The sequence below is a fragment of the Streptomyces sp. G45 genome, assembly GCF_049542095.1.
In the GTDB taxonomy this organism is placed as follows: Bacteria; Actinomycetota; Actinomycetes; order Streptomycetales; family Streptomycetaceae; genus Streptomyces.
In genome coordinates, this window is the sequence record NZ_JBMUZU010000001.1 from 3,369,192 (window position 1) to 3,390,998 (window position 21,807).

Annotated in this window: 14 protein-coding genes and 2 pseudogenes; 5 read left to right on the top strand and 11 right to left on the bottom strand. The window is 70.9% G+C overall.

The window, feature by feature from the left end; genetic code table 11:
* Positions 1-58: 58 nt before the first annotated feature.
* Positions 59-1,681: a peptide ABC transporter substrate-binding protein gene (locus ACOBQU_RS13560; RefSeq protein WP_423626962.1), complete on the bottom strand. Its 1,623-nt coding sequence runs from the start codon at positions 1,679-1,681 to the stop codon at positions 59-61.
* Positions 1,682-2,017: 336 nt separating this feature from the next.
* On the opposite strand from ACOBQU_RS13560, the gene ACOBQU_RS13565 reads away from it, so the two are divergent.
* Entirely contained in the window at positions 2,018-3,082 is a 1,065-nt protein-coding gene (locus ACOBQU_RS13565) for a methyltransferase (protein ID WP_423626964.1), read from the top strand.
* Between the two features lie 42 nt (positions 3,083-3,124).
* Here ACOBQU_RS13565 and ACOBQU_RS13570 read toward each other — a convergent pair whose 3' ends face one another.
* The 9 genes and pseudogenes from ACOBQU_RS13570 to ACOBQU_RS13610 form a co-directional block, all read right to left on the bottom strand.
* On the bottom strand, positions 3,125-3,784 hold the full coding sequence (locus tag ACOBQU_RS13570) for a hypothetical protein (RefSeq protein WP_423626966.1): 660 nt from the start codon (positions 3,782-3,784) through the stop codon (positions 3,125-3,127).
* A pseudogene (locus tag ACOBQU_RS13575) lies at positions 3,777-4,255 on the bottom strand (SigE family RNA polymerase sigma factor). Before ACOBQU_RS13575 ends, ACOBQU_RS13570 begins: the two are co-directional and overlap by 8 nt.
* A 262-nt stretch (positions 4,256-4,517) precedes the next feature.
* Positions 4,518-5,681 (bottom strand): ABC transporter ATP-binding protein, encoded by a 1,164-nt coding sequence (locus tag ACOBQU_RS13580; protein ID WP_423626967.1) that lies wholly within the window; start codon positions 5,679-5,681, stop codon positions 4,518-4,520.
* Positions 5,674-6,732 (bottom strand): ABC transporter ATP-binding protein, encoded by a 1,059-nt coding sequence (locus tag ACOBQU_RS13585; protein WP_423626968.1) that lies wholly within the window; start codon positions 6,730-6,732, stop codon positions 5,674-5,676. Before ACOBQU_RS13585 ends, ACOBQU_RS13580 begins: the two co-directional genes overlap by 8 nt.
* Positions 6,733-6,743: 11 nt before the next feature.
* Positions 6,744-7,694 (bottom strand): ABC transporter permease, encoded by a 951-nt coding sequence (locus tag ACOBQU_RS13590; RefSeq protein WP_423626970.1) that lies wholly within the window; start codon positions 7,692-7,694, stop codon positions 6,744-6,746.
* Positions 7,687-8,616 (bottom strand): ABC transporter permease, encoded by a 930-nt coding sequence (locus ACOBQU_RS13595; protein WP_423626972.1) that lies wholly within the window; start codon positions 8,614-8,616, stop codon positions 7,687-7,689. Before ACOBQU_RS13595 ends, ACOBQU_RS13590 begins: the two co-directional genes overlap by 8 nt.
* Before the next feature lie 89 nt (positions 8,617-8,705).
* Positions 8,706-10,331, bottom strand: coding sequence for a peptide ABC transporter substrate-binding protein (locus ACOBQU_RS13600; protein WP_423626974.1), 1,626 nt, complete (start codon positions 10,329-10,331; stop codon positions 8,706-8,708).
* Between the two features lie 524 nt (positions 10,332-10,855).
* Positions 10,856-12,763 (bottom strand): translational GTPase TypA, encoded by a 1,908-nt coding sequence (gene typA, locus ACOBQU_RS13605; protein WP_423626975.1) that lies wholly within the window; start codon positions 12,761-12,763, stop codon positions 10,856-10,858.
* 195 nt (positions 12,764-12,958) lie between these two features.
* Positions 12,959-15,316 (bottom strand): annotated as a pseudogene (locus ACOBQU_RS13610) (ABC transporter family substrate-binding protein); the annotation flags it as partial.
* Between the two features lie 842 nt (positions 15,317-16,158).
* On the opposite strand from ACOBQU_RS13610, the gene ACOBQU_RS13615 reads away from it, so the two are divergent.
* The 4 genes from ACOBQU_RS13615 (at position 16,159) to ACOBQU_RS13630 (ending at position 21,093) form a co-directional block, all read left to right on the top strand.
* The gene (locus ACOBQU_RS13615) at positions 16,159-16,992 is read left to right on the top strand and encodes a hypothetical protein (RefSeq protein ID WP_423626977.1); all 834 of its coding nucleotides are present in this window, start codon (positions 16,159-16,161) and stop codon (positions 16,990-16,992) included.
* Positions 16,992-18,917, top strand: coding sequence for a fumarate reductase/succinate dehydrogenase flavoprotein subunit (locus ACOBQU_RS13620; protein ID WP_423626979.1), 1,926 nt, complete (start codon positions 16,992-16,994; stop codon positions 18,915-18,917). Before ACOBQU_RS13615 ends, ACOBQU_RS13620 begins: the two co-directional genes overlap by 1 nt.
* Positions 18,914-19,684, top strand: a complete 771-nt coding sequence (locus tag ACOBQU_RS13625; RefSeq protein ID WP_423626981.1) for a succinate dehydrogenase/fumarate reductase iron-sulfur subunit — start codon at positions 18,914-18,916, stop codon at positions 19,682-19,684. The genes ACOBQU_RS13620 and ACOBQU_RS13625 overlap by 4 nt, the downstream gene beginning before the upstream one ends.
* A 122-nt stretch (positions 19,685-19,806) precedes the next feature.
* On the top strand, positions 19,807-21,093 hold the full coding sequence (locus ACOBQU_RS13630; protein ID WP_423626983.1) for an alpha/beta hydrolase family protein: 1,287 nt from the start codon (positions 19,807-19,809) through the stop codon (positions 21,091-21,093).
* On the opposite strand, the gene ACOBQU_RS13635 is transcribed toward ACOBQU_RS13630, so the two are convergent.
* A complete protein-coding gene (locus ACOBQU_RS13635; RefSeq protein ID WP_423626985.1) occupies positions 20,999-21,763 on the bottom strand; it encodes an SMI1/KNR4 family protein in 765 nt (254 codons plus the stop codon). The genes ACOBQU_RS13630 and ACOBQU_RS13635 overlap by 95 nt on opposite strands.
* Between the last annotated feature and the right edge of the window lie 44 nt (positions 21,764-21,807).

Genomic DNA, 21,807 nt, shown 5'->3' on the forward strand with positions numbered 1-21,807 from the left:
CTCGCTCCGGAGGTTGGGAAGCGGCCGCCCCGGCCGCGGTGCGGGGCGGCCGCTCGGCTCAGTTGACCTTGATCTCCGCGTAGACGGGCACGCTGAACTGGTTCAGCCGCACGTCGGAGACGCGGTCGGAGTAGCCCGCGCTGCCGTTCTGGTACCAGAGCGGGATGGCGGCCATGTCCTTGGCGAGGACCTTCTCGGCGTCCTGGAACGTGGCGACGGCCTTGGCGGTGTCGGTCTCGGCGTTGGCCTCGTCGACGAGCTTGTCGAACTCCTCGCTGCTGTACTTGCCGTCGTTGGACGGCGCGTCGGTGTAGTACAGCGGGGCGAGGAAGTTCTGGATCAGCGGGTAGTCCATCTGCCAGCCCGCGCGCCAGGCGCCGGACAGCTTCTGCTGCGAGGCCTGGCTGCGGAAGTCGGCGAAGGTGCCGATGGGGTTGCCGACGCAGGCCTTGCCGCTGCCGAGCGCCTTGTTGATGGAGTTGCAGACGGCGTCCACCCACTCCTTGTGGGAGCCGGTGTCGGCGTTGTACGAGATCTTCAGGGTGCCGCCGGGGATGCCGCCGCCCTCCTCGACGAGCTTCTTGGCCTGCTCGGCGTCGTAGTCGCAGGCGTCGCCGCACAGGGTCGAGCTGTAGCCGCCGTCCTCGCCGAGCACCGGCGAGGTCCAGTCCTTGGCGGGGGTGCGGGTCTTCTGGAAGATCGTGTCGGTGATCTGCTGCCGGTTGATGGCCATGGACAGGCCGCGGCGGACCTTCTCCATGCCCGGCTTGTTCCACTGGCGGTCGTAGAACGGAAAGGACAGCGTCTGGATGATGCCCGCGGGCGTGTTGATGTAGCGGTCGCCGAGGTCGCTCTTGACGTTGCGGAGCTGCGCCGCGGGGACGTCGTCGACGAGGTCGAGGTTGCCCGCCATGAGGGCGGTGTAGGCGGTGTTGTTGTCGGTGTAGACGGTGAGGTCCACGCCGCCGTTCTGCGCCTCGTCGGGGCCCTTGTACTCCTCCCACTTGCGCAGCTCCATCTTGGCGCCCTTGCGGTACGACTTGATGGTGTACGGGCCGTTGCCGACGGGCTTGGACAGCCAGGCCGCGTGGTCGTCGAAGAAGGCGCGCGGCAGCGGGGCGAACGCCGGGTAGCCGAGGGTCTCGGGCCAGGTGGAGAACTTCTGGGTGAGCTTCACGGTGAAGGTGCGCGGGTCGACGACCTTGAGCCCGGAGAGGGTGTCGGCGGTGGGGTCCCCCTTCTCGGGGTGGACCTTGTCGTAGCCCTCGATGTAGCCGAAGAAGTAGGCGTTCTTCTGGTTGTTCTTCAGATGCGCCCCGTAGTTCCACGCGTCCACGAACGACTTCGCGGTGACGGCCTCGCCGTTGCTGAACTTCCAGCCGTCCTTGAGCTTGACGGTGAAGGTCTGCGAGTCCTTGGTCTCGATCGACTCCGCGATCATGTCCTTGGCCTCGCCGGTCTTCGGGTCGTACCGCTTCAGGCCGCGGAAGATCATGTCGAGGACCTTGCCGCCCTGCACCTCGTTGGTGTTGGCGGGCTCCAGCGGGTTCTGCGGGTCGCCCCAGGAGGACCCCACGACCCCGGAGCCGTCGCCGCCGCCGCTCCCACCCCCACAGCCCGTCGCCGCGAGCGCGACGACCACCGCGCAAGCGGCCCACTTGGCGTGCGTGGCTCCTCGCATGAACTGCCTCCTCGATCGCTCTGCGCGCCAGCGGTGCGGTGCGCGTGTTACGGCCAATATCGCGACATGAGGGGCATCTCGCACATTTAGCCCACCCGTATGAGGAACCAAGCCATCCGGATGCCGCAGCGCGGTGTCTCGCCGGGGGCGGAGGCGGGGGCGGGGGTGGAGGCGGGCGCCTCCCCCGCCCCGTGGCCGGACTTCGACGGTCCGGCCGCACCCGGCCGTGACAGGGGGAATCCGCCGCTGCCACGCTGAGGGGGTGGCGCGTCCGCGTCACATCCACGGGCCACAGGCCACGGTTCACGGGCCACGGTTCAGGAGGGGAGGCGTACGGTGACCCGCTCACCCGGCGATCCCGCCGCGAGCCTCGACACGGACCCCGTCCGTACGCGCGCCGCCGCCGAGACCGCCCTCGTGGTGACCGAACTCGCCGCCAGCCACCTCTACTCCTCCGCCCTGCGCGCCGTGACCGTGCACCGCGTGGCGGACCACCTCGCCGACGCGGGCGGCACCCTGCCCGTCCCCGAACTCGCCCGGCGCGCGGGCGTGCACGCCCCGTCGCTGCGCCGCGTGCTGCGGCTGCTCGCCACCAAGGGGGTCTTCCGCGAGGACGCGGACGGCGCCTTCGCGCTGACCCCGGCCGCCGAGCGGCTGCGCGGCACGCCGGGCGCGCAGCGCGACGAGGTCCTCTTCAGCACCGACGCCCTCATGGTGCGGGCCATCGCCGCCCTGGACGACACGCTCCGCACGGGCACCCCCGGCTTCGACACCGTGCACGGGGCACCGTTCTTCGCCTACCTCGCCACGCACCCCGACGCCCAGAGCCTGTTCGACCTCGGCATGGCCGCGCTGTCCGGCCCCGTGGACGAGGTCATCGCGGAGACGTACCCGTTCCCGGAGACCGGCACCGTCGTGGACGTCGGCGGCGGCCGCGGCGGCCTGCTGAAAGCCGTACTCACGCGCCGTCCCGGGCTCACCGGCGTGCTCTTCGACCAGGAGCAGACCGTCGCCCGCCACCTGCTCGACACCAAGGAGCTGACGGGGCGGTGGCGGGCCCAGGCCGGGGACTTCTTCACGGCCGTACCGCCGGGCGGCGACGTCTACGTCCTCAAGCACATCCTGCACGACTGGAGCGACGAGGAGTGCCTGGGCATCCTGCGCGCCATCCGCGCCGCCGTCCCGCCCACGGGCCGCCTCGTCGCCGTCGACCCGGTCCTGCCCGAGGGCAACGCCCCGCACTTCGGCAAGGCCGTCGACGTCATCATGCTGGCGGCCTTCACCGGCCAGGAACGCACCCGGGACGAGTTCGCCGCCCTCTTCCAGAAGGCGGGCTTCCGCCTCACCCGCCTCATCGAGGCCCCCACGTTCCCGGACATCGTGGAGGCGGAGCCCGTGTGACACCCGGAGCCCGTCTGACACCCGGGCCCCGCGCCGTCACCCTTAGCCGCCGATCCCCTCGACCTGCACCTCCACCACCGAGACCCACTTGCCGTCGCGCTCGACGGTCACGTGCAGGCGCGAGCCGTCGCCCTTGGCGGCACCCGAGTAGTACGGCTTGTCGCCAGCGGTGAAGTGCAGCCCGCAGGCAGCCAGTTCACCCTGGTAGACCTCAAGCTCCCGCGCGGCCACCGCCGGGTTCGCGTACTCGACGACGCGGTGAGTGGCGTCGGCGTGGTCGCCCTTGGTGGCGTAGTACCTGTCGAGGTACTGGATGTGGCGCGGCGTCTTCCGGGAGCGATACGCGTCGGGGCAGGTGCTGCGGTCCGCGATCCGCGGCAGGGGAAAGTCCTTGACGCCCGCCTCCTCAGTGCGCCAGTCGCGGCGGGCGTCGTCCGGAAGCTGGTCGGGCGGCAGCATGCGCGGCATGCCTTCGACCACGAGCGTCGGGCCAGGCCGGGTCGCGGGGCGCGCGTCCCTGCCCGCGTCGTCCGGCAGCGCCACCCAGGTCACGGCCCCGGCGGCGACCACCGCCACGGCCGCCGCGACACCCGCGGCCCGGCGCCTGGCCCGCCGCCGCCCGCCCCGCGCCCGTACCTCCGCGGCGCTCGGCAGGGTGACCTGCACGTCGTCGAGCAGCTCGTCGATCTTCACGTCAGCCATGGTTGAGGGCCTCCTGGGTGAGGGGCGCGGGACGCCCGCCGTCGGCGTCCTCGGTGCCCGCCTCGGTCAGGCGGGTGCCGAGCACCTTGCGCGCCCGGCTCAGGCGCGTGCGCACCGCGCCGCTGGTGGTGCCCGTCTCGCGGGCCACCTGCGCCACCGGCAGGTCGAGCAGGTGGTGCAGGACGACCACCTGCCGCTGCCGGGGCGGTAGTTCGCGCAGGGCGGCGAGCAACGCCACGCGGTCCGCCGACAGTTCCGGCACGTGTGCCTGCGGGCCGTGCCGGAAGTGGGCCACCGCCCGGTTCCGCGCCCTGCGCCACGTGCTGATGGCGAGCCGCCCCGCCACCGTCCGCACCCACGGCAGCGGGTCGGCGCCACCCCGGGTGAGCCGCCCCACCGTTGCCAGGCCCGTACGTACGCCTCCTGAACGGCATCCTCCGCCTCGGCGAGGTCACCGGTCATGGCGTACACGGCGGCGACGACCCGCTTGGCCGTCGCGGCGTAGAACGCGTCGAACTCCGCGACCGGCCCCGCCGCCCGTTCCCCGTTCGCCGGGCGTCTCCCGGCTCGTCCACTCGCTGGATCATCGCCCCCCGCTTCTGATCGCTCGGCTGCTGTCCACGCCTGGTACACGCCTGAGGGCCCGCCGGTGTTACGCCCGCACGCCAAGGGCCCGGAACCGACGACCGGTTCCGGGCCCTTGGCGAATCAGCGCGCGCGGCGCACGGCGGCGTCAGGCCGCGTGCACCACGTCCTTCTCCTCCGCGAAGTGGCACGCCGACTCGTGGGCGGCGGGGGTGTCCTTGCCCTTGAAGCGCTCGGGGACCGCGAGCAGCGGGATCTCCTCCGCGCACTTGTCCTGCGCCTTCCAGCAGCGGGTGCGGAAGCGGCAGCCGGACGGCGGGTTGGCGGGCGAGGGCACGTCACCGGTGAGGATGATGCGCTCGCGGCCCTCGCGGGCCTCCGGGTCCGGGACGGGGACCGCGGACAGCAGCGCCTGCGTGTACGGGTGCGTCGGGTGGTCGTAGATCTGCTCGTCCGTGCCGATCTCGGCCATCTTGCCGAGGTACATCACGCCCACGCGGTCCGAGATGTGCCGGACGATCGACAGGTCGTGCGCGATGAAGATGTAGGACAGGTTGAACTCGTCCTGGAGCTTCTCCATCAGGTTGATGACCTGGGCCTGGACGGACACGTCCAGGGCCGAGACCGGCTCGTCGCAGATGATGATCTCGGGGTTGAGCGCCAGGCCGCGTGCGATGCCGATGCGCTGGCGCTGACCGCCCGAGAACTGGTGCGGGTAGCGGTTGATGTACTCGGGGTTGAGGCCGACGACGTCCAGGAGTTCCTGGACCTTGCGGCGCCGGTCGCCCTTCGGGGCCACCTCGGGGTGGATCTCGAAGGGCTCCCCGATGATGTCGCCCACCGTCATACGGGGGTTGAGCGAGGTGTACGGGTCCTGGAACACCATCTGGATGTTCCGGCGGACCGCCTTCAGCGCGCGCCCGGACAGCTTGGTGATGTCCTGGCCCTTGTAGAAGACCTCACCGGCGGTGGCCCGCTCCAGGGTCATCAGGAGCTTGGCGACCGTGGACTTGCCGCAGCCCGACTCGCCCACGATGCCGAGGGTTTCGCCCTGGTAGAGGTCGAACGAGACGCCGTCGACCGCCTTCACCGCGCCGATCTGGCGCTTGACGAGGATGCCCTGGGTCAGCGGGAAGTGCTTCATCAGGTTGCGGACCTGGAGGATCGGCTCGCCGCGCTCGGCGGGCGTCTCGATGGCGGCGACGGCCTCCGTCTCGGTGACGGCGTCGACCGTTTCCACCTCCGAGACGTTCGGCGTGGCGTCGGTGGTGTCCGTGACGTCCGCGGCGTCCTTCTTGGGCTGCTCAGCCATGGATCGTCTCCTTCCAGAAGTGGCACGCGCTGCCGCGACCCGCCAGCTCCGCGCCGTCCCGCTCCGTCACGGAGACGAGCGGCGGGACCTCGGTACGGCAGATGTCCTGCGCCTTGGGGCAGCGCGGGTTGAAGGCGCAGCCCGAGGGGATCCGCAGCAGGTTCGGCGGCAGCCCCTTGATCGCGTAGAGCTCCTGGCCCTTCTGGTCGAGCCGCGGGATGGAGTCGAGCAGACCGCGCGTGTACGGGTGCGCGGGCCGCTTGTACAGCTCGTGCACCGGCGCCGTCTCCACGATCCGGCCCGCGTACATCACCGCGATCTTGTCGGCGACGTCCGCGACCACACCCAGGTCGTGGGTGATGAGGATCAGGCCCATGTTGTACTCGGACTGGAGCTCCGCCAGGAGGTCCATGACCTGGGCCTGGACCGTCACGTCGAGCGCCGTGGTGGGCTCGTCGGCGATGATCAGGTCCGGTTCGAGGGCCAGCGCCATCGCGATCATGATGCGCTGGCGCATACCGCCCGAGAACTGGTGCGGGTAGTCGTTGACCCGCTCCTTGGCCGCCGGGATCTTGACCCGCTCCATCAGCTCGATGGCCTTGGCCTTGGCTTCCTTGCGGCTCATGCCCTCGTGCACCCGGAACATCTCGCCGAGCTGGTAGCCCACGCTGAGCACCGGGTTGAGCGAGCTGAGCGCGTCCTGGAAGATCATCGCGATCTTGCGGCCGCGGATCTTCCGGCGCTCCTCGTTCGACATCTTCAGCATGTCCTGGCCGCGGAAGAGGATCTCGCCCTGCGGGATCTTTCCGGGCGGCATGTCGAGGATGCCCATGATGGCCTGCGCGGTCACGGACTTGCCGGAGCCGGACTCGCCGAGCACGGCGAGCGTTTCGCCCGCGTCCACGCTGTAGTTGACGCCGTTGACGGCCTTGACCACGCCGTCGCGGGTGTGGAACTCGACGTGCAGGTCCTTCACGTCGAGCAGGCGCCCGCTCGGCTTCCCGCCCGAACGCGGGGCGGGGACGTCCGCGGTCTTCTCTGTGATCGTCACGTACGCCTCCCTCAGCGCAGCTTCGGGTCGAGGGCTTCGCGTACCGCGTCGCCGAGCATGATGAACGCCAGCACGGTGATGCTGAGCATTCCCGCCGGGAAGATCAGCGTGTGCGGGTTGTTCCGGATGTCCTGGGTGGCGTCGGAGATGTCGGCGCCCCACGAGACGGAGTCGCTGGCGAAGCCGAGGCCCAGGTACGACAGCGTCGACTCCGCGACGATGTACGTGCCGAGCGCGATGGTGGCGATGACGATGACCGGCGCGATGGCGTTCGGCAGCACGTGCCGGAACAGGATCCGCTTGGTGTCCGCGCCGAGGGCCCGCGCCGCCACCACGTAGTCCGCGTGCTTGGTCGTGATGACCGCGCCGCGCATCACGCGGGCGATCTGCGTCCAGCCGAGGAAGGCGAGGGCGCCGGTGATCACCCAGACGTTGCGCTCGGTGAAGGCGTTCAGGACGACCATCGCGCCGAGCAGGAACGGGATGCCGAAGAACACATCGGTGATCCGGGAGAGCAGGCTGTCCCAGAAGCCGCCGAAGTAGCCCGCCAGCATGCCGACCAGACCGCCGAAGACGGTGACCAGCACGGTCACGCCGAGGCCGACCATCACGGAGTTGCGGGCGCCGTAGACCATGCGGGCGTAGATGCTGCGGCCCTGCCGGTCGTACCCGAACCAGTCCTCCTGGAAGAAGTGCCCGAGGTTGGGCGAGCCCAGGAAGTGCTTCTGCAGATCGCCGCTCGCGGGGTCGGTGCTGGTGAACAGGCCCGGGAAGGCCGACACCAGCAGCACCAGGAGGATCAGCGCGGCGGAGATGACGAACAGCGGCCTGCGGCGCAGGTCCCGCCAGGCGTCGCCCCACAGGCTGCGGGCGGCGCTCGCCTCGCCCCCGTCGGGCTTCGCGGTGACGACCGGCGTCTCGGCCGCCGCCTCGGCGGGCGTGGTCTTGGTGAGGTCAGGCATAACGGATCCTCGGGTCCAGGACCGCGTAAAGCAGGTCGACGAGCAGGCTGGCCAGGAGGTACACGAGGACCAGGACGGTGACGACACCGACGATGATCGCGCCTTCACGCCGGGCGATGCCCTGGAAGAGCAGGTTGCCCACGCCCGTCACGTTGAAGATGCCCTCGGTGATCACGGCGCCGCCCATCAGCGTGCCGATGTCCGTACCGAGGTACGTCACCACGGGGATCAGGGAGTTGCGCAGCAGGTGCCGCGTGACGATGCGCTGGCGCGGCAGGCCCTTGGCGACCGCGGTGCGCATGTAGTCCGCCGACCGGTTCTCCTTGATGGAGGTACGGGTCAGACGCGCCACGTAGGCCAGGCCGACCAGGCCGAGGACCAGCGCGGGCAGCATCAGCTGCTGGAAGTTCTCCGAGTCCTGCACCGTGGGTTTCACCCAGCCGAGCTCGTTGCCGAAGATCAGCTGGAGTCCCAGGCCGAACACGAAGATCGGGACGGAAATCACGAGCAGCGTGAAGAGCGTCACCGTGTTGTCCAGGATGCGGCCGCGCCGCACTCCGGCGATCACGCCCAGGGTGATGCCGACGACGAGTTCGAAGGTCCAGGCCATGGCGGCAAGCCGCATCGAGACCGGGAAGGCCTGCGTGATCTCGTCGAGGATGGGCCGGTTACCGGCGATGGTGTTGCCGAAGTCTCCCTGGAACAGGCCCTTCATGTAGTGCAGATACTGCTCCCACAGGGGCAGGTCCAGGCCCCGGTCGTGCTTGATCTGCGCGACCTGTGCCGGGTCCGGCGGCTTGTCGCCCCACAGCGCCTTGACTGGGTCGCCGGGCAGGGCGTTGACCATCAGGAAGATCAGCAGGGTGGTCCCGATGAAGACCGGGATCATCTGGAGCAGTCGCCTCGCGACGTAGCGCCCCATAGTGGTGCCTCCGTCCATTGCGGAGCCGCCCGGAAGCGACGCCCGGGATCGCCGGGCGTCGCTTCACGGGAGTGTGGCTCCGGCGACTGCTACTTCTCGAAGACCTCGACCTCGGTGAGCACGGGGTCACCGGCCTGGTCGAACTCGATCTTCTTCACGTTGTTCGAGTAGGCGGAGAGCGTCTTGTTGTACCAGAGCGGGATGCCCGGGAAGCTGTTGACCAGCTCCTTCTCGGCCTTCTGGTACAGCTCCGCGGACTCGTCCGTGGTCTTCGCCTTGTCGGCCTCGGCGGTCAGCTTGTCGAACTTCTTGTCCGAGAAGCCGCCCTTGTTGCCGTCGACGCCGGTGCCGTAGAGGTCGGCGAGGAAGTTGCCGTTGAACGGGTAGTCGAGCACCCAGCCGGAGCGGTACATCGACTTGACCTTCTTCTGGTCACGGATCTCCGTGTCGGCCGCGAAGTCGGTCACCGCGTCGCCGGTGCACTTCACACCGGTCGCCTTGGTGATCGAGTTGCAGACCGCGACGACCCAGTCCTTGTGCGGCTGGTCGGCGTTGTACTGGATGGAGATCTTGTTGCCGGGGACACCGCCACCGGCCTTGATCGAGTCCTTGGCGGCCTTCGGGTCGTACTTGCAGAACTTGCCGCAGGCGTCTTCCTGGTAGCCCTTCACGCCCTTGGCGACCCAGCCGGTGGCCGACTCACGGGTGCCGTAGAACACCGTCTTGGCGATGGTGTCGCGGTCGATGGCCATCGACAGGCCCTGGAGGACCTTGACGTCGATGTCCTTCCACTGCGGCTTGTAGAAGGCGAAGTTGACCGTGTTGAGCGCCGAGTAGTCCGACTCGATGGCGCGGTCGCCGAAGTCGTTCTTGAAGTTGGCCAGCTCGCTGTTCGGGACGAGCGGCATCGTGTCGACGTTGTCCGACTTCAGGTCGGCGTAGGCCGCGGTGTCCTTGGTGTACGCCTTGAAGTCGATGCCGCCGTTCTTCGGCTTGTTGTTGCCCTTGTAGCCGTCCCAGGCGCGGACCGAGATGACCTTCTTGTGGTCCCACTTCTGGAACTTGTACGGGCCGTTGCCGACGGGGGCCTCGCCGTACTTCTTCGGGTCCTTCAGGGCCTCCGAGGGCAGCGGGTAGAACGGCGTGTACACGAGCTTGTACTCGTAGTAGGGAATGCCGTTCTTCAGCGTGATGGTGAAGGTGTTCTGGTCGACGACCTTCAGACCGGACATGGCCTTCTTCTTGGCCTTGCCCTTGGCCGGGTGCACGTCGTCGTAGCCGACGATGTCCCGGTACCAGGCGCTGTTCTGCTGGCCGTTGGCCGGGTCGGCGGCCCAGTTCCAGGCGTCCACGTAGGACTTGGCCGTGACCGGCTCGCCATTGTGGAACTTCCAGCCCGGCTTCAGCTTGACCGTCCAGACCTTGTTGCCCTGGGACGGCTTCACCGACTCGGCGTTCTCGTAGGTGATGTTGCCCTGCTTGTCGTAGTGAACAAGCCCGGTGAAGAGGGAGTCGATAACGACGCTGCCGTACGCCTCCATGGTGTTCGACGGCTGCAGCGGGTTCTGCGGCTCACCGTTGGCGTAGCTGACGATCCCCTTGGGGTCGACCTTCCCGCTGTTCTTCTTGTCGTCGTCGCCCCCACCACAGGCAGTGGCGGTAAGCGCCACAACGCCGGCTATCGCGACCCACTTGGCGCTCTTGGCACCACGCATGGGGTTCCTCCTCATGAGTCCACTTGTTCACTACAAGAGGGGGTACGTGAAGCAGCGCCGACACCCCTGACGGCGAAGATCGAGTACCCCAGTGTGCTCGTGAGTCGGCGCTCCCCACAGCGCGTGACCCATTGACCCGAGCTATACGCGGTCAACTATTAGCCATGAGATACGGCCCGACCACACCCTTTTGGTCTCGGTTCAATCACACCTGGTCCGTACAACTTCCAAAATCCGGACAAACCGATCCGAGATAGATGGTTGCGAAACGGACGTGTTACCCATCTAACGGTCAGAGCTGTCCGTATAGCGGACAGATCCGAGCCAAAAACCGGTTGCCGAGGGGTGCTGGACGTCCCGTGGGGCGGGTGTCGCGCGCCACGCTACCGGTCCCGGATGCGCCGGAGGCCGGTTTCCCCACACGGAACCTGTGTGGGGGAAACCGGCCTCAGCGCCCCGAAGGGGCGCGGGGAACTGCGCGACCTGCCACGACGAGGCCGCAGCGAGAAGACAGCGGGCGGCGGCTATCCGTGCTTGGCGCGCGACGCGGCGCGGGCGCGCTCGCGCTGGTCCAGGTTCACCTTGCGGATGCGAACCGCCTCCGGGGTGACCTCGACGCACTCGTCGTCCCGGCAGAACTCCAGGGACTGCTCCAGGGAGAGCTTGCGCGGCGGGACGATGGACTCGGCCACGTCAGCGGTCGAGGACCGCATGTTCGTGAGCTTCTTCTCCTTGGTGATGTTGACGTCCATGTCGTCGGAGCGGGAGTTCTCGCCGACGATCATGCCCTCGTACACCTCGGTGCCCGGCTCCACGAAGAGCACGCCGCGCTCCTGGAGGTTCGTCATCGCGAACGCGGTGACGGCACCGGAGCGGTCGGCGACGAGCGAGCCGTTGTTGCGGGTCGTCAGGGTGCCGAACCAGGGCTCGTGGCCCTCGTGGATGGAGTGCGCGATGCCCGTGCCGCGGGTGTTGGTCAGGAACTCCGTACGGAAGCCGATGAGGCCGCGGGACGGAACGACGAACTCCATGCGCACCCAGCCGGAGCCGTGGTTCGACATGTTGTCCATGCGGCCCTTGCGGACGCCCATGAGCTGCGTGACGGCGCCCATGTGCTCCTCGGGCACGTCGATCGTCATGCGCTCGACGGGCTCGTACGTCTTGCCGTCGACCTCCTTGGTGACGACCTGGGGCTTGCCGACCGTCATCTCGTAGCCCTCGCGGCGCATGGTCTCCACGAGGATCGCCAGGGCCAGCTCACCGCGGCCCTGGACCTCCCAGGCGTCGGGGCGCTCGGTGTCCAGGACGCGCAGCGAGACGTTGCCGATCAGCTCGCGGTCGAGGCGGTCCTTGACCTGGCGGGCGGTGACCTTGCGGTCCTTCACGGCGGCCTTCGCGTCGGCGCCCTTGCCGGTGCCGCCGCGGCCGACCAGCGGCGAGGTGTTCGTACCGATGGTCATGGAGATCGCGGGCTCGTCGACCGTGATCAGCGGGAGCGCGACCGGGTTCTCCGGGTCCGCGAGGGTCTCGCCGATCATGATGTCGGGGATGCCCGCGACGGCGCAGATGTCGCCGGGACCGGCCTTCTCGGCGGGCTTGCGGGTGAGCGCCTCGGTCATCATCAGCTCGGCGATGCGGACGTTGGCGATGGTGCCGTCGCGCTTGATCCAGGCGACGGTCTGGCCCTTCTTCAGCTCGCCCTGCTCGACGCGGAGCAGCGCGATGCGGCCGAGGAAGTTGTCCGCGTCCAGGTTCGTCACGTGGGCCTGGAGCGGGGCGCCCTCGTCGTACTCCGGCGCCGGGACGTGCTCCAGGAGCGTGGAGAAGAACGGCTCCAGGCTGTCGCTGTCCTGCGGGACCGTGCCGTCCTCCGGCTTGGTCAGCGAGGCGATGCCGTCGCGGCCGCAGGCGTAGACGATCGGGAACTCGATCTGGTCCTCGTCGGCGTCCAGGTCGAGGAAGAGGTCGTAGGTCTCGTTGACGACCTCGTCGATGCGCGAGTCGGGGCGGTCCGTCTTGTTGATGCACAGGATGACGGGCAGCCGCTGCTGGAGGGCCTTGCGCAGCACGAAGCGGGTCTGCGGCAGCGGGCCCTCGGAGGCGTCGACCAGGAGGACGACCGCGTCCACCATCGACAGGCCGCGCTCGACCTCGCCGCCGAAGTCGGCGTGGCCGGGGGTGTCGATGATGTTGATCGTGATCGGGTCGCCGCCGTCCTTGGGGTGGTACTTGACGGCGGTGTTCTTCGCCAGGATCGTGATGCCCTTCTCACGCTCCAGGTCGTTCGAGTCCATCATGCGGTCGTCGACGGAGTCGAGCTGGTGCGCGGCGAAGGCACCGGCCTGCTTGAGCATGGCGTCGACGATGGTCGTCTTGCCGTGGTCGACGTGGGCGACGATGGCGACGTTGCGGATGTCGTGGCGCGTGGGCATGCGAGCTGCGCTTCTCCCGGGATGAGTGGACGGCTGCGCGTACCTTTCCTTTTGCGGTACGCGCGCCCTGCCGGGCAGGACACGCCACGGCCATACCCCATCCTACGTGCCACCGCTGGAAGCGGCCTGACGGGGGAGATCCAGCCCGTCCGGCGCTTGAGGACGAACCAGGCCGAAGGCCGTGATCCGCGCAGCTCAGCGTGCCGGAGCCGACGGCTTCGCCCCCGGCTTCAGATAGCCGATGTCCTCGTACTGCGGGGTCTGGAAGCCGAAGGCGCCCGCGTTGGCGAGGTTGGCGCGGGCCGCCACGAGCTGGGGGCGCTGGTAGAGCGGGATGGAGCCCGCGGCGGCCCAGATGCGGGCGTCGGCCTGCTTCACCAGGGACTGGTTCTCGCCCTCGTCCAGCTCGGCGAGGGCCTGGTCGAAGAGCTGGTCGATGTGGTCGGTGCCGACGCGCGTGTAGTTCTGCTCGACGTTCAGGGAGCCGTCGGCGGCCGGGACCGGCTTGGCGTAGATCGGGCGGGCGTCGGTGGCCGGGAAGGCGGACGCGGGCCAGGAGTACAGGGCCAGGTCGTACTGGCCGGACGCGATGTGGTCCTTGAAGTAGCTCTCGTCGGCGACCTTCGCGATCTCCGTGCGGACACCGATGCGGTCCAGCATCCGCGAGATCCGGTCGGCCACGGTGCGCAGCGCCTCGGAGCCGTCGCCGGAGGGCAGCACGAAGCGGAGGGTGAGGGCCTTGCCGTCCTTGGCGAGGGGTCCGGAGGCGGGGCCGTTCTTCTTGGCGGGGCCCTCCTTAGCGGGGCCCTTGGGGGCGGCGGTGCCCTTCGGGGCGTACGCGCCGGGCGCGCCGCCGCGGGCGTGCTCCTTGGCGTGGCCGCCGGGGTCCTTGCGCTTCTCCTTGTCGGCCTCGCGGCGCGCGCCGAGCGCGTCGGCCTGGTGCAGGAGCACGGCCCGCTGGTACGCGGCGGCCGGGGCGGGGGCGAGCACGGAGGTGCCGCTGTCACCGGGCTTCTGGTCGTCCGCGGGCTTCTGGTCGTCCGCGGGCTTCTGGTCGTCCGCGGGCTTCTGGTCGTCCGCGGGCTTCTGGTCGTCCTCGCCGACGATGTACGTGCCGTCGTCGGCCGCCTCGTCGGTGTCGGCCCCGCCCCCGGCCAGGCCCTCTTTCTCCTCCCTGTCCTTCTCCTTCTTCTTGTCCCTCTCCTTCTTGTCCTTCTTCTCCTGGTCGGCGTCGACGGGACCGCCGGGCGTCCAGCCCGCGTCGGCGAGCAGCGCCCGCGCCTCCTCGGCGTCCTGGTCGCCGAGGGCGCCGCTGTTGTCCTCGTACGCCGCCTGCCCGGCCAGCGCCAGATGGCTGCCGACGGGCTTGGCGGGCAGGCCGAGGGGCTTCAGAACCGTTTCGGCCAGCTCGGCGCGGTCCAGGGCGCGGGCGACGGCGCGGCGCACGCGGTCGTCGGCGAGGGGGCCCTCGGAGCCGTTGAGGGCGAGCTGGGTGTAGGCGGGTTCGAGGGACTTGCGGACGACATAGCCGCCGAGGCCCCGCTGTTCGCCGCGGTAGCGCTCGACGGCCTTCCGGGTCTTCTCCCGGGCCTGCTGCTCGGCCTCGGCGGCCTCCTCGTCGGAGCCGTTGGCGACGGCCCAGGAGCGCAGGGCGGCCGCGGGCGTGAGCCGGGCGCCGGGGCCGTGCGCGAGGGGCCCCCGGCGGCCTTGTCGCGGCCAGCGAGGGCGATGCGGCCCGCGTCGGCGGCGTCGACCTCCGCCAGGTCGACCTTGCCCGCGGCGAGCGCGGCGGCCCTGCGGTCCCGCGGCACCTCGCGCAGGACCAGCTGGTCGAGCTTGGCGGGGCTGCCCCACCAGCGGGGGTTGCGCTTCAGCCGGATCTCGCCCGCGTCGCGGTCGACGTCCTTCAGGGCGAAGGGGCCCGCGGTGACCTTGAGCCTGGCGCGGGCGCCGTCGTTGAAGGAGTCGGGGGTGCCCATGACGTCCTTCGGGTACAGCGGCGAGAACAGCGCGCGCCAGTCGGCGTAGGGCTTGGCGAAGGTGACCCGGACCTCCAGGTTGTTCGCGCCGCGCTCGATCTTCTCGATGCGGTCGTAGCCCGCGTTGCGGGCCGTCCAGTACGCGCTGTCCTTGCCGGACAGCGCCCGCCACTGGGCGGCGAAGTCGTCGGCGCCGATCTCGCGGCCGTCGCTCCACACCGCCTGCTGGTTCAGCTTGTACAGGACGACCTGCTTCGGCTCGCGCTCGACGACCTTCGCCGACTCCAGGAAGTCGGCGTCGGCCTCGACCCTGCCCTGCGCGTCGAGCCGGTACATCGACGGCAGGACGGCGCCCACGACGCGGGAGGTGGCGGCGTCGGCGTCCGACTGGAAGGTGTTGAAGGTCTCCGGAAGCGCATCCACCGCCCACTTCAGGGTGCCGCCGTCGGCCACGAGGTCGCGGGCGGCGGGCGCGACGTCCTGCCCGGCGGTCGCCCTGGCCGCCTCGTCGGGCGCGCCGCAGCCCGCGAGGGCGGGCAGCGCGAGCACTCCGGCGACGAGGAACACGGCGGATCGGACCGTGGCCGCCGGGCGGACCGGTCGCGGCCTGGCGCGGTCGTGGGGCATGACGGGTACCTCCGGGGCAAATATGGAGTTGATCACATGTATCGCCGATATCACCCCACTGAAGGCGACGGGGCGTGGCACGCCCCGCCGACACGGCGGCATCCCCCGCCCACACCACCCGTGCGGCCCAACGCCGGGCCGCCCGAGCCCGTCCGACGCCGGGCCGCCCGAGCCCGTCCGACGCCGGGCCGCCCGAGCACGTCCGGCGCCCGGGGGCGGGGCGCGGGAGGCGCCGCTGCGGCGGCGCCGGGCGCCCACGCCGGAGGCGGGCGCCCCGATGGGCTGGAATCCCGGCAGATCCCTTCCCAAGCCGGATGTGACGCGCGACACTCGCAGGCGCATGAGCGATTGCGTGAACGTTGCCACCGCACCCGTGAAGTGAGGGCAAGTCATGGCTCTGCACGATGATCTGACGGCCATTCAGCGCTGCGTGGACGACCTGGTCCGCACGGTGGACCAGGTCGCGCGCCGAGCCGACGCGCAGCTGTCGGGGGTCGACTTCCGCCGGGTCCGCATGGACACCGACCACCTCCGCGACAGCGTCGCCCTGCTGCGCGCGGCAACGGCGCCCGCCCCGCCCCCGCACCCCCGCACCCCCGAAGCCCCGGGAGCAGCCCCCGATGGTGCCCGTCCCGGACACCCCGTACGACAGCTCCCTGTGGACGGACAGCGACGACGAGGGCCTCGGCGCCCAGCACCGCCGCGCCCCCTAGCCGCACCGCCCTGCTCCCACCCCGCCCCCCGCCCCAGTCCGCCCCGCCCGCTCGTCGACGAAGGAGTGGAGCCTCGTTGGCCACTGGCACCGAACCCCATCTGAAGAAGGGCACGGCCCCCGGCGGCGTACGGCACGGCACGCGCGCCGCGATCGCCGCTGCCCATCTGCGCACCGACCGCTGGTGGCTGCAGCCCGCCGCGACCGCCGCGGGACTGCTCGCGTTCGTCGTGTACTCGACCTGGCGGGCATTCGACAACGCCGACTACTACGAGGCGCCCTACGTCTCGCCGTTCTACTCCCCCTGCCTCGCGGACAACTGCGCGCCGATGCGCGACGGCCCCAACTGGGAGGTCTTCGGCAGCTGGTGGGGCCTCTCCCCGGCGCTGCTCATCCTGATCTTCCCGCTCGGCTTCCGCCTCACCTGCTACTACTACCGCAAGGCGTACTACCGGGGGTTCTGGGCGTCCCCGCCCGCCTGCGCGGTGGCCGAGCCGCACGCCTCGTACACCGGTGAGACGCGTTTCCCGCTGATCCTGCAGAACGTCCACCGCTACTTCTTCTACGCCGCCGTGCCGGTCGCGGGCATCCTCACGTACGACACCGTGCTCGCCTTCCGCGACGAGCACTACGACTGGGGCCACATGGGCCTCGGCACGCTGGTGTTCCTGGTGAACATCGCGCTGATCTGGGCGTACACGCTGTCCTGCCACTCCTGTCGGCATGTCGTCGGCGGAAAGCTCAAGCACTTCTCCAAGCACCCGGTGCGCTACCGGATGTGGCGGTGGGTGGGCTGGCTCAACGGCCGCCACATGCTGCTCGCCTGGGCCTCGCTGATCAGCGTGGCGCTGGCCGACTTCTACGTGTATCTCATCGCGTCCGGGGCCTTCGACGATCCGAGGTTGTTCTGATGTCTCAAGTGGAGCGCCAGCAGTGGGACGTCGTCGTGGTGGGCGCGGGCGGCGCGGGCCTCAGGGCCGCGATCGAGGCCCGTGAGCAGGGCGCCCGTACGGCGGTGATCTGCAAGTCGCTGTTCGGCAAGGCCCACACGGTGATGGCCGAGGGCGGCATCGCGGCGGCCATGGGCAATGTGAACTCCGGTGACAACTGGCAGGTGCACTTCCGCGACACGATGCGCGGCGGCAAGTTCCTCAACCAGTGGCGCATGGCGGAACTCCACGCGCGCGAGGCGCCCGACCGCGTGTGGGAACTGGAGACCTGGGGCGCCCTCTTCGACCGCACGAAGGACGGCCGCATCTCGCAGCGGAACTTCGGCGGGCACGAGTACCCCCGGCTCGCCCACGTCGGCGACCGCACCGGCCTCGAACTGATCCGCACCCTCCAGCAGAAGGTCGTCGCCCTCCAGCAGGAGGACAGGCGCGAATTCGGGGACTACGAGGCCCGGTTGAAGGTCTTCCAGGAGTGCACGGTCACCCGTGTGCTGAAGGACGGCGAGCGGGTGAGCGGCGCCTTCTGCTACGAGCGGGAGAGCGGCCGCTTCTTCGTCGTCGAGGCGCCGAGCGTGGTCCTCGCCACCGGCGGCATCGGCAAGTCCTTCAAGGTGACGTCGAACTCGTGGGAGTACACGGGCGACGGGCACGCGCTGGCGCTGCTCGCGGGCGCGCCGCTGCTGAACATGGAGTTCGTGCAGTTCCATCCGACGGGCATGGTGTGGCCGCCCTCGGTGAAAGGCATCCTCGTCACCGAGTCGGTCCGCGGCGACGGCGGCGTGCTGCGCAATTCCGACGGCAAGCGGTTCATGTTCGACTACATCCCGGACGTCTTCAAGGAGAAGTACGCGGAGTCGGAGGACGAGGGCGACCGCTGGTACGACGACCCGGACCACAACCGCCGCCCGCCCGAACTCCTGCCCCGCGACGAGGTGGCCCGGGCCATCAACGCCGAGGTGAAGGCGGGCCGCGGCTCCCCGCACGGCGGGGTCTTCCTCGACGTGTCGACGCGGATGCCCGCCGAGGTCATCAAGCGCCGACTGCCGTCCATGTACCACCAGTTCAAGGAGCTGGCGGACGTCGACATCACCGCCGAGGCGATGGAGGTCGGGCCGACCTGCCACTACGTGATGGGCGGCGTCGCCGTCGACTCGGACACGGCGGCGGCCCAGGGCGTGCCCGGGCTCTTCGCCGCGGGCGAGGTCGCGGGCGGCATGCACGGCTCCAACCGGCTCGGCGGCAACTCCCTGTCCGACCTGCTGGTCTTCGGGCGGCGCGCCGGTCTGTACGCGGCCCGGTACGCGGCCGACCTCGCCGCCCGGCCCCCGGTGGACGACGCGCAGGTGGACGCGGCGGCGGCGGAGGCGCTGCGGCCGTTCAGCGCCGAGGACCCCGAGGCGGGCGCCGCCCCCGAGAACCCGTACGCCCTGCACCAGGAGCTCCAGCAGACCATGAACGACCTGGTCGGCATCATCCGCCGCGAGGGCGAGATGGCGGACGCCCTGCACCGGCTGGGGCGGCTGCGGGCGCGGGCGCGCCGGGCCGGGGTGGAGGGCCACCGCCAGTTCAACCCGGGCTGGCACCTGGCGCTGGACCTGCGGAACATGCTCCTGGTCAGCGAGTGCGTGGCGCGCGCCGCCCTGGAGCGCACGGAGAGCCGCGGCGGCCACACCCGCGAGGACCACCCGGGGATGAACCGCGCCTGGCGCCCCGTGAACCTGCTGTGCCGCCTGGCCGACCCCACGGCGGCGAACGCGGAGGATCCCGCCCGCGGCCAGATCGCCCTGACCCGGGTCACCACCGACCCCATCCGTCCCGACCTGCTCGCCCTGTTCGACAAGGAGGAGCTGGTCAAGTACCTCGCCGAAGAGGAGCTCTACGAGTGAGTTCGTACGACGCGCGATTCAAGGTCTGGCGGGGGGACGTCGACGGCGGCGGCCTTGAGGACTTCACCGTCGAGGTCAACGACGGCGAGGTGGTCCTCGACATCGTCCACCGCCTCCAGGCGACGCAGGCCCCGGACCTCGCGGTGCGCTGGAACTGCAAGGCGGGCAAGTGCGGTTCCTGCTCGGCGGAGATCAACGGGCGGCCCCGGCTGATGTGCATGACCCGCATGTCGGTGTTCGCCCGGGACGAGACGATCACCGTGACGCCGCTGCGGGCCTTCCCCGTCGTCCGCGACCTGGTGACGGACGTCGGCTTCAACTACGCCAAGGCGCGGGAGGTGCCCGCCTTCGTGCCGCCGCCCGGGGTGGCGCCCGGCGAGTACCGCATGACGCAGGAGGACGTGGACCGCTCCCAGGAGTTCCGCAAGTGCATCGAGTGCTTCCTGTGCCAGGACACCTGCCATGTGGTGCGGGACCACGAGGAGAACAAGGCGGCGTTCGCGGGGCCGCGCTTCCTGATGCGGGTCGCCGAGCTGGACATGCACCCGCTGGACGCGGCGGCGGACGCGGGCCTGGACCGCAAGACCACCGCCCAGGACGAGCACGGCCTCGGCTACTGCAACATCACCAAGTGCTGCACGGAGGTGTGCCCCGAGGGCATCCGCATCACGGACAACGCGCTGATCCCGCTGAAGGAGCGGACGGTGGACCGCAAGTACGACCCGCTGGTGTGGCTGGGGAACCGGATCCGGCGGCGGGGGCGGTAGCGGGGTCGCCGGGGCGACCGGGCGGGACCCGGGGGGCCTGAGGGCCTGGGGGTAATCCCCCAGGCGGGATTCTGCTGGTGGCCCCCATGGTTCGGGGTGCCGCGCGGGACCAGCATGGAGGCATGGATCGTCACGCCGCGCGCGCTCCGCGCCACCGCCGGACCCTGCTGGGCCTCGGGCTCGCCGCCGCCGTCACACTGGGCACCGCGGGCGCCGCTCCGGCCGCCGCACCGCACGCCACCGCCGTGCCCTCTGCTTCCGCCGCTTCCGCCGCCCTGAAGGCGCCGACGGCGGCCGTCCGCCCCGAGCTGCCCGCCCCCACCGGCCCGCACCCCGTCGGCACCCTCTCGACCCGCCTCGTCGACCGCTCCCGGCACGACCCGTGGGTCACCTCGCAGCCGTACCGGGAGCTGATGGTGAGCGTCTGGTACCCGGCCCGGAAGGCGGGCGGCGCCCGGACCGCGCCGTACATGGCGGCGGGCGCCGCCGAGCGCTGGGACGCGGCGGCCCCGCACGGGATCCCCCAGGGCGCCGTCGACTGGGCGGGCATGCGCTCCCACGCCCGCCAGGGGGCCCCGGTGGACGCCCGCGGCGGCCGGTTGCCGGTGCTGCTGTACTCGGCGGGCGCGGGCGACCCCCGTACCTGGGGCACGTCGCTGGTGGAGGAGCTGGCGAGCCGCGGCTACGTCGTCGTCACCGTGGACCACACCTACGAGGCGCCGGGCGTGCAGTTCCCCGACGGGACCGTCAGGGACGACAAGCCGCTGCGGGACGCCCTGGCCGGGGTGGACGGCGACGAGGCGCTGTCCCGGCTCCTGAAGAAGGTCCTGGAGGTCCGGGTCGCCGACGACCGGTTCGTCCTGGACCGGCTCGGCGACCTGCCGGGCGGCCTGTCCCGGGTGGTCGACCGCGGGCGCGTCGGCATGGTCGGGCAGTCCGCGGGCGGTGTCGCCGCCGCCGAGACGATGTACGAGGACCGGCGCGTCAAGGCCGCCGTGGACCTGGACGGCACGCTGGAACTGAACGGCGAGCCCAACGGCACCCACCTCACCCCGGTCGCCGAGCACGGCGTGGACCGCCCGCTGCTCCTGATGGGCCGCGACGGCAGCGACCACACCACCGAGCCCTCCTGGGGCGCCTTCTGGTCCCGCACGCCGGGCTGGAAGCGGGACTTCACCCTCCGCGGCTCCCGCCACCAGACGTACACGGACCTGGCATCCGTCCTGCCCCAGGCGGGCCGCCCCCACGACGTCGTCGAGAAGAACATCGGCACCGTCGACCCGGAGCGCGCGGTCGCCGCCCAGCGCGCCTATGTCACCGCGTTCTTCGACCGCTGGCTGCGCGACCGGGACGGCCGCCTCCTGGACGGCCCGTCGGCGCGCTTCCCCGAGGTGCGCTACGTGCCGTAGCCGCGCCGCCCCTCGGCGGCCGTCCGCTCCGCGTGCTCCAGCCAGCCGAGGTACCACTCGGCGAAGGTGACCCGGTCCCGGCCCCGGCGCCGCAGGGGCCGCACCCCTCGCCGACGGCCCGCACGTCCTCCCACACGGTGCCGCGCTCCGGGCCCGTCACGACCAGCAGGTTGGAGTAGGCGCAGCCCCGCTCGCCCAGGTAGAGGGTCCCTTCGGTGAGGGCGGCTTCGAGCTGATCGCGGCGGCGCTCCCAGGCGGCGTAGGCGCGGCGCAGGGCGTCCCCGCCGTCCCCGCCGTCCCCGTCGTCGTAGTCGGCCGCGCGGGGCTCCCGCGCCTCGTGGGCGTCCAGCTCCGCGGTGGCCTCCGGGCGGAACGGGGGCCCCGCCTGGCCGGGCTCGGCGTCCGGCGCGGGCGGGCGCCGCGGGAAGAGGCCGTAGTCGGGGCCCGCGCCGCCCGCGCCGACCTGGCGCAGGAACGCCCGGTACTCGGCGGGCAGCTCCGCGCCCAGCCGCCGTTCGACGGCCGCCACCTCGGCCTCCGTGAGCACCGGCTCCAGGCGGAAGCCATGGCCGTGCGTGCCCAGCCAGTCGGCGCCGAAGACCTCCCGCCAGTGCGGCGCGTCCCGCACCGCGAGCACCCGTTCGCGCACGCCCGCCCAGATCCCGTCCACCCCGCGCCCCCTTCTGCTCCCCGTGTGCCGTACACCGTACGAGG